Genomic DNA, 12,356 nt, shown 5'->3' with positions numbered 1-12,356 from the left:
TAATTTTAAAATTTAAAACTATTCATTTTCCTTAGGCAAACTAAACTTAAAAGTTGAACCCTTATCTTTATTGTTTTCTACCATAATTTCACCTTTATGAGCTTGAATTATAGATTTACAAATTGATAATCCAAGTCCAACACCCTTTCTGGAATCTTTAGCTCCTTCTTCTCCAGTAAAAAATCTGTCAAAGATATGCTTTTTAAGTTCCTTTGATATACCAGGACCATTATCAGATACTTCAAACCAAACATAATCATCTTTCTCATATACATTTATCTCTATCTTACAATCTTCCTTTGAATATTTCAAAGAATTATCTATTAAATTAATTAAAACTTGTTCTATTAATTTTGCATCCATAGGAACAAATAATATCTGTTCTGGTATATTAATATCTATAAGTGCATTTTCAATTCTTTTTTTTATTTTTTGTAACGCTTCTGATATAATTTCCTCAACCAGTTCAGAATGTTTTTTAACTTCCAATTTCCCTTCATCTATCTTGGTCATACTAAGTAAATTTTCAACAAGTCTTATTAACCACTGAGTATCTTCATATACACCACTAAGTAATTCATCTATTATATCTTGACCTATAGTGCCCTTGTTTTTTATAATTGTACTTACTGCACCAGATATTCCTGCTAGTGGAGTTCTAAGGTCATGCGAAACTGCTCTTAAAAGATTACTTCTTAATCTTTCCCTTTCAATCTCAAGATTGGTATTTTCTTTAGCTTCTGACAAGATTTCTCTATCAAGCGCTATTGCCATTTGAGCAATTATTGTTTCAATTAAGCTTATATCTTCTGTATCCAATTTTGAATCAATACATGATATTCCCACTACTCCTAAAGTTAAATTCATTCCTACAATTGGTATATAGTATCCCTTTGAACCAGGAAGTGTATCCGTGTCATTTCCTGCCACTGTTGAATTGGATAAAACCCAACTTGCAACAGCTTTTTCATCTTCACTATCCAAATCATTTTTATCCTTATTATTAGTATTTTTTTTGTAAAGCTTTGATTTATTATGCTTATCTACATTTAAATAACAAATTACATCTCTACTTAAGCTAAGAGACAAAAGTTCTATACCTTTGTTTACTATATCATCTTTATTTGATAATCTTAAAAATCCCTTAATTATTTGATATATCATTTTTGTATTTTCTTCTCTTTTAGCAGCAGTTTCTGCTTCATGCTGTATCTTAGACGTAAGAGTGCTAGTTATTATACCTACTATTGAGAATACAACCAGTGTTACTATATAGTTTGAATCTGCTATAGATAATGTATATAATGGTGCTGTAAAAAAATAATTTAAAAGAACTATATTAAATACAGAACTTATTATACCTGTACTATACCCTTTAGTCCACATAGAAACTAAAACTACACCCAACATATATATTAACAATATATTTTCTCTTATAAATCCCATGCTTTGTACTGCATATGCTAAAATACTTATCATCAAAGTAATAAATATAAGTTTTATAAAATCAACTTTGCTAATTTTAAATTTAGATTTTATTGATGATTTATCCTTTTTAGGTTTGTATTTAACATCTGAGGCAAATTTATATGGAATTATATGTATATCTATATAATCAACTTCATCAATTAATTTGTCAACTATATCTTTTTTAAATCTTTTACTAAATCTTTTATTACTTGAATGATTTCTACCTATTACAATTTTTGTTACATTTCTCAGCTTTGCAATTCTAAGTATTTGCTCTATTATATTTTCACCATGTAAAACAATTATTTCTCCACCTAATTTCTTAGCTAATTTTAGGTTATTTTGTAGTTGTTTTTGTTCATCAAATGGAAGTCTTGCTGTGTTTGGAGTTTCAACATATAAAGCTATCCATTTTGCAAATGTACTGTCTGATATTCTGGATGCAGTTCTAATAACTTTTGCTGAAGATGGAGATGGACTTATACATGCAAGAAGTGTATCTGATGTAGGTATTACAGTTACATCACCCTTTGATAGTCTGGTCATTTGAACTTCTTTATTAACTCTCTCTGCAGTTTTTCTAAGTGCGATTTCTCTAAGTGCAACCAGGTTATCTTTTATAAAAAAATTATTTTTTGCTCTAGTAGCTTGTTCTTTCTTATATATCTTACCTTCATTGAACCTTTCAAGAAGTACATCAGGTTCAACATCTATAAGTTCTAACTGTGTATTTGTATCCAAAAACTTATCTGGTATAGTCTCTTTAACTGATACGTTTGTAATTATCTCAACAATGTCATTTAGACTTTCTAAATGTTGTACATTTACAGTAGTGTAGACATTTATGCCTGCTAACAGCAATTCTTCTATATCTTGCCATCTTTTTGTATGCCTTAACCCAGCAACATTAGAATGGGCAAATTCATCTACTAATATAACTTCTGGTTTTCTTGCTAAAGCAGCATCTAAATCAAATTCTTTTAGTTTTATAGATTTATATTCTATCTCCTTTACAGGAAGAATTTCCAAGCCATCAAGTAAAGCCAATGTTTCTGGTCTAGTGTGTGGTTCAATATATCCAACTACTACATCTACACCCACTTTTTTTAAATTTTGTGCAGATTCCAACATAGAGTAGGTTTTTCCTACTCCAGCTGCATAACCAAAGAATATTTTTAATTGACCTCTACTTAGTTTTTCTTCTTCATTTTTAATTTTTTCTAATAGAATATCAGGATTAGGTCTATCCATTAAAAAACCTCCTTACACCATTCATTACTATTATAATATCAATTCCGATATAAAATTGTAGTTAAGATGTATTTTTAATGATTAAGATTATGTAAAGATTTAAATATGAATTTAAAAAATTTAGTTGTAAAATAAAAATGCCTAACAATAGGCATTTTTATCTTGTGTATAATCATTTTAGTTTAAGTTAAGTATTTCCATAAACTCATCACCTGTAATAGTTTCTTTTTCTAATAAATAATTAGCAAGTTCATGCAATTTATCAATATTATTTTCTAAGATTTCAATTGCATTTTTGTGACAAGCCTTTACTATTTTAAATACCTCTTCATCTATTTTAGCAGCAGTGTCGGAAGAACAAGCAAGAGAAGTATCTCCTCCTAAATATTGATTGCTTACAGTTTCAAGAGCGACCATATCAAACTCTTCACTCATACCAAGGCGAGTAACCATAGCTCTTGCAATTTTAGTAGCTTGTTCTATATCATTTGATGCTCCTGATGTACAAGTGTTAAAGATAACCTCTTCAGCAGCACGACCACCTGTAAAAGTAGTTATTTTATCAATTGCTTCTTCTTTAGACATAAGTACACTCTCATCTTCAGCAACTTGCATAGTATATCCCAATGCTCCTGAAGTTCTAGGTATTATAGTAATCTTATGGACAGGTGCAGAATGTTTTTGCATAGCAGCAACAAGTGCATGACCTATTTCATGATATGCTATAATTTTCTTTTCCTTATCTGAAATTACAGCTCCTTTACGTTGATACCCAGCAATTACAGTTTCAACAGATTCATCAAAATCCTGTTGTTCTACTATATCTCTGCCAGACTTAACTGCTAAAAGTGCTGCTTCGTTTACAATATTTGCAAGTTCTGCACCTGATGCTCCTGATGTAGACCTTGCAATTGCATTATAATCTATATCTGAGCTTACATTTACATTTTGAGCATGTACCTTTAATATAGCTTCACGTCCTCCAAGGTCTGGAAGTTCAACTGGTATACGTCTATCAAATCTTCCTGGACGAAGTAATGCTTTGTCAAGACTGTCAGGTCTATTTGTAGCAGCAAGTATTACTACTCCAATTCCACCATCAAAACCATCCATCTCACTTAACAACTGATTTAAAGTTTGTTCACGTTCATCATTTCCACCTAATCCACTTCCATTATCACGCTTTTTACCAATAGTATCAATCTCATCTATAAACACTATACATGGAGCTTTTTCTTTTGCTTGTTTAAATAAATCACGAATCCTAGAAGCTCCCATTCCTACAAACATCTCAACAAACTCAGAACCAGATATTGAGAAAAATGGTACATTTGCTTCACCTGCTACAGCTTTTGCAAGGAGTGTTTTTCCTGTACCTGGAGGTCCTACTAAAAGTGCTCCTTTAGGCATTTGTGCTCCTATCTTTTTATACTTTTCTGGATTGTGTAAGAAATCTACTATTTCAGTTAAAGCTTCTTTTGCCTCATCTTGACCAGCTACATCATTAAATCTTTTTCCACTTTGAGCAGATACATACATTTTGGCGTTGCTTTTTCCAAATTGCATAGCATTACCACCCATTCGCTTTTGCATAGACTTCATCATTAAGTTACCAAATAGCATAAGAATACCTATAGGTATTATCCATGTAAGTAAAATACTTAAAAGAGGTGAATTTTCCTTAGGAATAACCTTAGTAAATTCTACTTTTGCATTTTTTAGTCTATCTACCAATTCTGGGTCATCCATTCTACCAGTTATGTATATATTCTTATCCTTGCTACTAGATGGATTTATTGCTATTCTATTATTTTCTATCTCAACAGATTTAACCTTTCCTGTATCCAACATTGTGAGAAACTTTCCATAGTCAATCTCAACCATTTTTTTATCCATTAAACTTGGAAATATTAAAGCATTTAAAAACATTACTACTATTATTATAACTGTATAATAATAGAGTGCTGACCTTTTTTGGGGTTTATGTTCATCCATAATTTTATTCTCCTTTAAATTATTTTTATGTTATTTGCAATCAATGTAAGTTAAAAGTTTATTTAATTTCTCTAAACCTTCTATTATATCTTCCATATCTTGCAATTTTTCACTGGTCATATTTTCAAAATAACTATCAAAAATACTACTTGAAATATGTTCTTGTATATCCAATGATTTATTTGTAACTTTTACTTTTACAATTCGTTGGTCTTCTATATCTCTTATGCGATTTAAAAAGCCATTTTTTTCAAGCCTTTGACAGATTACTGATACATTACTATTTGTCATGTTTAAGTTCTTCCCTAAATCGCTTATTTTTTTTTCTCCATGTTCACATAACTCAGATAAAATCAAAGCTTGCACTGCTGTAATACCAAGTGGCTGATAAAAATCACTTAATAAAGTTGTAAATTTCATATTTATATCTCTAGTCAACTCTAGTAGCTCTTTCTTAAAACTCATCTCATCCATACAAACGCTCCCTACGAAAATACTTTATTTCAAATTTAGGCTGAAGTGCATACTGTAAATAAATACTTAACACTATAATGTTTAATGTATTAAATATTATAGTATTAAGTATTTATTGTCAATTACAATATTGTAACTTCAATTGAAATTTTGTTATCTTATTGATATTTAATTTTATACAGGATATTTTTAATAAAATTTAATAAAAAATCTATATATATATTTTACACTGATTTCTCCCTTTTTAATCTCTTTTAAAAGTTAAAATACAAATTTATTGATACTATAAAGGTTTAGTCTCCCATTATCGCACCATATATAAAATTAAAGCCACCTCTATCTACATACACCTAAAGTGATTTTCTTAAAATATAAAACTACTATTATAAGGTCAAATTTTAAAAAAATAAGGTATAAAGTATCATTAAGATTAACTTTATACCTATAAATTTCTATATTTTTTTAGTTAACATTTATATACTCTTAAAATTTATTGTATCAAATAGTTTTTTATCCAATTTCTAAACAACAATTCTGAATGTTTTTTCCATTTTACAGTTGGCTCTTCTGAAGGGTCATCATTAATATAGTAATTTTGAGGTATAGATATTTTATCTCCTTTATTTATATCCCTCTTATATTCTTTATCAAGAGTGTATTTGTCATACTCGCTATGACCCATTACGAACACATCTCTTGAATTTGTAATTATATAGGGACCAGCTTCTTTAGAATGACTCACAATGCTCAACTCTTTATTCTCTTTCAAAGCTTCAATATTTACAGTAGTATGTCTTGAATGTGGAGCAAAAAATTCATTTTCAAATCCATCTACTATTTTACTATCTTTATCTACCTTATGCTTAAATACTCCAAAACATTTTTGACTTAGTGGAAGTTTTTTTACATTGTAGTATTTGTAAAGACTTGCTTGAGCTGCCCAACATATATATAATGTAGATTTAGTTTTTCTCTTAGAATAATCCATAATTTCTTCTAGTTCATTCCAATAATCAACTTCTTCAAACTCCATTTGTTCAACTGGAGCTCCTGTTATTATAAAGCCATCAAAATACTCTCCTTTGGCTTCATCAAATGTTTTATAAAATTCTTTAACATATTCATTACAACTTCTTTTACTTTCTCTTGTTGAAATTTTAATAAATTCCACAGACACGTTGAATCCTGTTTTATCTATCCTTCTTAGTAAATCTAATTCTGTATCTATCTTTATAGGCATTAGATTTAGTATAGCTATCTTAGTGTCTATGTTTTCTTCATATTTTAATTCCTTTTTAAAATCTTCTTTATAAATTACATCTATTCCTTCATCTAATAATTTATTAATAACAGGTAATCCCTTTGGTAGTATTAAAGCCATATCTTTTCACTTCTCTTTCTCTTAGAATATTAGAAATTTAAAGCTTGATTTAAATCAGCTATTAAATCCTCTACATTTTCTATTCCAACAGATAATCTTATTAGTGAAGGCAATACTCCAGATGCAATTAATTGTTCTTCTGTTAATTGTCTATGAGTAGTTGAAGCTGGATGTATAACACAAGTTCTTACATCTGAAACATGTGTAACCAAAGATGCTATCTGTAATTTTTCCACAAATTTTTTGGCATTTTCTAACCCACCTCTTACTCCAAATGATAAAACACCACTACATCCTCTTGATAAATACTTTTTGGCATTCTCATAATACTTGTTATCTTCAAGTCCTGGGTAATTAATCCAATCTACATTTTCATGTTTTTCTAAAAATCTAGCTATTTTAAGTGCATTTTCACTATGTCTCTCCATTCTAAGATGTAGTGTTTCAACATTTAAATTAGTAAGATATGCATTGAATGGGCTTAAACAATTTCCATAGTCTCTAAGCAACTGAACTCTTGCTTTAGTTGCATATGCGGCATTTCCAAATTTTTGAGTATAGCTTATACCATGATATGTTGGGTCTGGCTCAACTAATTCTGGAAATTTTCCATTATCCCAGTTAAAGTTTCCACCATCCACTATAATTCCTCCAACACTTGAAGCATGCCCATCTAAATATTTTGTGGTAGAATGAGTAACTATATTTGCTCCATACTTTAAAGGGTTACAAAGCACTGGAGATGCTAATGAATTATCAACAATAAATGGAACATTAATTCTCTTAGCTACATTTGCTATTTTTTCAAAATCTATGACTTCAAGAGTTGGATTTGCAAGTGTTTCTGCAAACACAACCTTAGTATTTTCCTTTGCAAGTTCTACTATCTCATCTTCACTTGAATCTAAGTCAAACGATATTAAATCTATACCAAATTTTTTAAGACTAGGTCCTAGTAAATTGAATGTTCCTCCATATACTTTTGAAGAACAAAGTATACTATCTCCTGATTTACATATATTTAAAACTGCCAACATATTTGCAGATTGCCCTGATGATACAGCTACAGAAGATACTCCACCCTCTAGTAAACTTATTTTTTCTTCAAAAGCTTGAATAGTAGGATTGCTTATTCTTGAATATATATGTCCATCAACTTTTAAATCAAATAATTCAGCAAGTTGGTCTATACTGCTATATTTAAAAGTTGTACTTTGATATAAAGGTAGTACTCTTGGTTCTCCATTACCTGGTTTATAATTTCCTTGCACACATATTGTTTCTTTATTATACATTCTTGTATCCCCCTTAGATTTTAGTAAAAAAAATTAAACTATTTACCAGATGAGAGTTAAAATAAATAAAGCCTGAGTATATAACTCAGGCTCTGTATAAGCTTAATTATACTCATCTCTCAGCTTTCGCCGCAGGATTTAGCACCAATGTATATAAATATACTGGTTGCCGGGTTTCATAGGGCCAGTCCCTCCACCTCTCTGGATAAGATTTATTTAATTTTTCTATGTTTTATATCTTATATATTTTTCCTAATTTTGTCAACTATTTTTTTAATTTTTTTCTTTTAATAATTTTCCCAACCTCTACTTGAATTACAGACATTATGGCTAAAACAATCGTTATAAGCCACTCTAAGTTATTTAAAACTGTTAAGTTAAAAGCATTTCTAAAAACAGGTACAAATAGTATTACTGCTATTAAAAATGCAGAAGTTAAAAATGAGATTAAAAGAAATGGATTTTTACCATTATTTCTATTAAACATTGAATCTGTATTTGAACGCTGACTAAATGCTCGTAACATCTGTGAAAATGCTAATACACAAAATGCCATTGTTTGACCTACAGAATGATTTTCTATATTAAGACCAATTTTATATGCTAAAATAGTCATTATTGCCACAAATATACCTTGGGTAACAACTCTTTGTATAAGATTTTTTTCAAACAAAGTGGTTGATTTCACTGGCTGGTGCTTCATTATATTTCTGCTTGGTGGGTCAACTCCAAGAGCAAGGGCTGGAAGCGTAGCAGTTGCAAGGTTTACCCATAGAATATGAACAGCAAGAAGCGGAGTATCCCAATTTAATAATATTGCTACAAACAACGTAAGTATCTCTGCTATATTACCAACAAGCAAAAATTGTATAACTTTTTGTATGTTTCTATATACACGTCTACCTTCTTTTATTGCATAAGCAATTGTTGTAAAACTATCGTCCATTAAAATCATGTCAGAAGAATCTTTTGCAACATCTGTACCACTTATACCCATGGCTATACCAATATCAGCAGACTTTAAGGCAGGAGAGTCATTTACACCATCCCCAGTCATTGCTGGTACTTCTCCAATTCTTTTTAGAGATTGTATAATTCTAAGTTTATCAAATGGGGATACACGAGCAAATACTGTAGTATTTTTAACAGCTTCATCTAGTTCATCATCACTCAAATTATCAAGTTCATCACCAGATATCACAGTATTTTCTTCACTCCATATTCCTAACTCATGAGCGATTGTTGTGGCAGTAACTTTATGGTCACCTGTTATCATTATGGTTCTTATACCTGCTTCTTTACAAGTACTTACTGCATCAATTACCTCAGTTCTTGGTGGGTCAATCATACCAACCATACCTATAAATGTTAAATCATATTCTATATTTTCACTATCTTCTTTTGGTATAGATGAAATCTCACGCTTAGCAAAACCAAGTACACGCAATGCATCTTTAGACATGTTAAGACATAATTCGTGTATATTCTTTTTATCCACTTCGGTAATGTTTCTTTCACCTTTTGAAGTTAATATTTTAGTACATAGGTCAAGAATTTCGTCTACTGCTCCTTTAGTATAAGCAATAATCTTTTCATCTATATTATGAACAGTTGTCATACATTTTCTATCTGAATCAAAAGGCTGTTCAAATACACGTGGATATTCTTCTTCAAGAGCTTCTTGATCTATTCCAAATTTTTTGGCCATAAAAATTAATGCGCCCTCTGTTGGGTCACCTAATATTTCATCTGTTTTATCTGGATTAATACATGCATCATTACAAAGTGCACCAGCATAAACAATCTCTTTATACACTAATGGATGTTTTTCAGATGCAGTATCTATTGATGTCACTTTTCCAGATTCAAAATCTCCATTGACAGCAATATGTGTAACAGTCATTTTATTTAAGGTTAATGTACCAGTTTTATCACAACATATTACTGTAGCTCCTCCTAATGTTTCAACAGCAGGTAATTTTCTAATTAAAGCATTTCTTTTAGCCATACGCTGTACGCCTAAAGCCATTACAATAGTAGCTGTTGCAGGTAATCCCTCTGGAATAATTGATATGGCAAGGGAAATTGCAATCATAAACATTGGCAAGAGAGGTCTCTGATAAAATGCACCTATTGCAAATATAACAACGCATACAATAATACCTATGACACTTAATGTCTTTCCAACAGTATTAAGTTTACGTTTTATAGGAGTATCAAAATCATCTTGTGAATCTAAAAGATGTGCTATGTTACCCACTTCTGTATCCATACCAGTTGCTACTACAACACCTACACCTCTACCATATGTGACTATTGAAGATGTATACGCCATATTGCTACGGTCTCCTAATACACATTCTTTAGGTAAGATTGTATCTGCATCTTTTTCTGATGGAACAGATTCTCCTGTTAAAGAAGCCTCTTGAATTTTTAAACTTGATGTTTCTATTAAACGAAGGTCTGCTGGAACCATAGCTCCATCTTCTAAAAAAACAATATCTCCTACTACAAGATTACTTGCTGGAATAACATTTTCTTCACCATCACGCATAACACGAGCTGTAGGTGAATTCATATTTTTTAATGCTTCTAATGATGATTCTGCTTTTTTCTCTTGAACAATTCCAATAACTGCATTTACTGTTACAATTATTAGTATTACAAAAGCTTCTGTAAATTCGCCAAATATCAAAGATAATATTGCTGCTCCTATTAGTATCATAACCATAGCATCTGTAATTTGACTCCAAAGCATTTGTAAAGTTGTTCTAGGTGGTTTTTTTCTAAGTTCATTTAAGCCATTCTCTTTAAGCCGTTTTTCCGCCTCGGTATCGGTGAGCCCCTCCTCTGATGAATCTAGACTTTCTAAAATTTCATGCGTTGCTCTTGAATGCCAAGGCATCTGTTTGTGATTTTCCATTTTGGAAGACCACTCCTTTCTTTTTTTAATTTAAGAATAATTATATTTTAAAATCAAGTTCAATTCAATACACACTAAGTATATTTTACCTAAATTTAACAATGCCATTTAATATTTAACAAAACTTCTACTCTTTTACAAATATGTATTCACTATTGTTAGATAAGTTTTCTTTATACTTATAACCTTCTAAATCAAACTTTTTCAGTTCTTCAATATCTCTTATCCTATTTTTTACAATGTATTTTGTCATCATACCTCTAGCTTTCTTTGCTTGTGTAGATTCCACTTTCAATATGCCATTTTTATTTACTTTAAAAGTACATGTAATATATGTATCACTATCTTTAATAAATTTTTCTATGGATTTGCTGTATTCATTTGATGAAAGATTAACGATAGCTGTTTTTTCTTTGATTAGTTCTTTATATATACGATTTCCCCAATATTCGTATAAATTCTTAAACTCACCTACTTGTAATTTTGTCTGCATTTCTAATCTATATTCATATATACTATCATATGGTTTTACAACACCATACAATCCACTTATGATTCGAATACAGCTATTTGCAAACTCTTCATCTTTCCTTGTAAAATTTTCTGCTTCTATATTTTTATATTGTATTCCATCATAAGTTAAGATTGCAGGGTTTCCTAATCTATCAAATTTAATGCTTTCAAATCTATTTTTATTTAATACAGCTAATTTTTCATTAATTTTCATTTTATTTTTAAAATCTTCTATACCAAATGTCTTTATATTTTCCACTATTTCTTTTGTGTTATCTATAAAGCAAGGCAAACTCAAATCTCTATCAAATACTTCTATATTCTTCATATTTTTAGCTGGTGATAACATTATAATCATAAATTCTTATTACTCCTGTTTTTCCAAATATTCAAGAATCTCTTGTGCATTTGTGTCTGGTTTTGCTTTTTCAAAGACTTTTTCAATAATTCCATTTTCATCTATAATATATGTCGCACGTACAACTCCCAATGCAGTTTTTCCATACATTTTTTTCTCTTTCCATACATCAAAAGCTTTTATAGCAACTAAGTCAGGGTCAGAAAGTAAAATAAAAGGAAGTTCATGCTTTTCTGCAAATTTTTGATGTGATTTTATACTATCTTTACTTATCCCAATAACTTGTATATCTTCCTTTTTAAATCCATCATATGCATTTCTAAAAGCACAAGCTTGACGTGTACATCCTGGTGTATTATCTTTAGGATAAAAATATACTACTACTTTTTTACCTTTAAAATCTGACATACTTACCTTATTTCCATCTTTATCTTCTAGTGTAAATTCTGGTGCTTTTGTTCCTATACTCAACATAAATATCTCTCCTTTTGTTTTTATTAATAATTTTATACTATGCTTATATTATTACCCTATAAATCTATATATAAATAAAATATTTTATTTTTTATGTATAAAGTTTCATAAATATATAATTTTCATGTATTTATATGTTAAAATAGACTGAAAATAGTTTTATTAAGATATCTATGCTTAAAACAAGGTTAAATGATAGATTAATTAAAATAAGGATATCTA

8 protein-coding genes and 1 riboswitch are annotated in these 12,356 nt (G+C 29.7%); all 8 genes read right to left on the bottom strand.

Annotated elements, in window-relative coordinates:
• Nucleotides 1–18 precede the first annotated feature (18 nt).
• The 8 genes from CDIF1296T_RS09855 to bcp all read right to left on the bottom strand — a co-directional run bounded on the left by CDIF1296T_RS09855 (nucleotide 19) and on the right by bcp (nucleotide 12,134).
• On the bottom strand, nucleotides 19–2,721 hold the full coding sequence (locus CDIF1296T_RS09855) for a sensor histidine kinase (RefSeq protein ID WP_009897026.1): 2,703 nt from the start codon (nucleotides 2,719–2,721) through the stop codon (nucleotides 19–21).
• Between the two features lie 177 nt (nucleotides 2,722–2,898).
• Nucleotides 2,899–4,716: an ATP-dependent zinc metalloprotease FtsH gene (gene ftsH, locus CDIF1296T_RS09850; protein WP_003428619.1), complete on the bottom strand. Its 1,818-nt coding sequence runs from the start codon at nucleotides 4,714–4,716 to the stop codon at nucleotides 2,899–2,901.
• Between the two features lie 30 nt (nucleotides 4,717–4,746).
• On the bottom strand, nucleotides 4,747–5,190 hold the full coding sequence (locus CDIF1296T_RS09845; protein ID WP_003428618.1) for a MarR family winged helix-turn-helix transcriptional regulator: 444 nt from the start codon (nucleotides 5,188–5,190) through the stop codon (nucleotides 4,747–4,749).
• Nucleotides 5,191–5,680: 490 nt separating this feature from the next.
• Entirely contained in the window at nucleotides 5,681–6,571 is an 891-nt protein-coding gene (locus CDIF1296T_RS09840) for a homoserine O-succinyltransferase (protein ID WP_003439436.1), read from the bottom strand.
• 29 nt (nucleotides 6,572–6,600) lie between these two features.
• Nucleotides 6,601–7,866 carry an O-acetylhomoserine aminocarboxypropyltransferase/cysteine synthase family protein gene (locus tag CDIF1296T_RS09835; RefSeq protein ID WP_003439438.1) on the bottom strand — a complete coding sequence of 422 codons (1,266 nt, stop codon included), beginning with the start codon at nucleotides 7,864–7,866 and terminating at the stop codon, nucleotides 6,601–6,603.
• 109 nt (nucleotides 7,867–7,975) lie between these two features.
• Nucleotides 7,976–8,078, bottom strand: a riboswitch (SAM riboswitch).
• 53 nt (nucleotides 8,079–8,131) lie between these two features.
• Nucleotides 8,132–10,819: a calcium-translocating P-type ATPase, PMCA-type gene (locus CDIF1296T_RS09830; RefSeq protein WP_289623146.1), complete on the bottom strand. Its 2,688-nt coding sequence runs from the start codon at nucleotides 10,817–10,819 to the stop codon at nucleotides 8,132–8,134.
• A 97-nt stretch (nucleotides 10,820–10,916) separates the two neighbouring features.
• Nucleotides 10,917–11,660: a peroxide stress protein YaaA gene (yaaA, locus tag CDIF1296T_RS09825; protein ID WP_003439442.1), complete on the bottom strand. Its 744-nt coding sequence runs from the start codon at nucleotides 11,658–11,660 to the stop codon at nucleotides 10,917–10,919.
• A gap of 9 nt (nucleotides 11,661–11,669) precedes the next feature.
• Complete coding sequence (gene bcp / locus CDIF1296T_RS09820) at nucleotides 11,670–12,134, bottom strand: thioredoxin-dependent thiol peroxidase (protein ID WP_003439443.1); 465 nt, start codon at nucleotides 12,132–12,134, stop codon at nucleotides 11,670–11,672.
• Between the last annotated feature and the right edge of the window lie 222 nt (nucleotides 12,135–12,356).

The sequence above is a fragment of the Clostridioides difficile ATCC 9689 = DSM 1296 genome (genome assembly GCF_001077535.1).
Lineage (GTDB): Bacteria > Bacillota > Clostridia > Peptostreptococcales > Peptostreptococcaceae > Clostridioides > Clostridioides difficile.
Note: the sequence above shows the minus strand (reverse complement) of the source record. Positions and strands in the feature narration are given on the sequence as shown.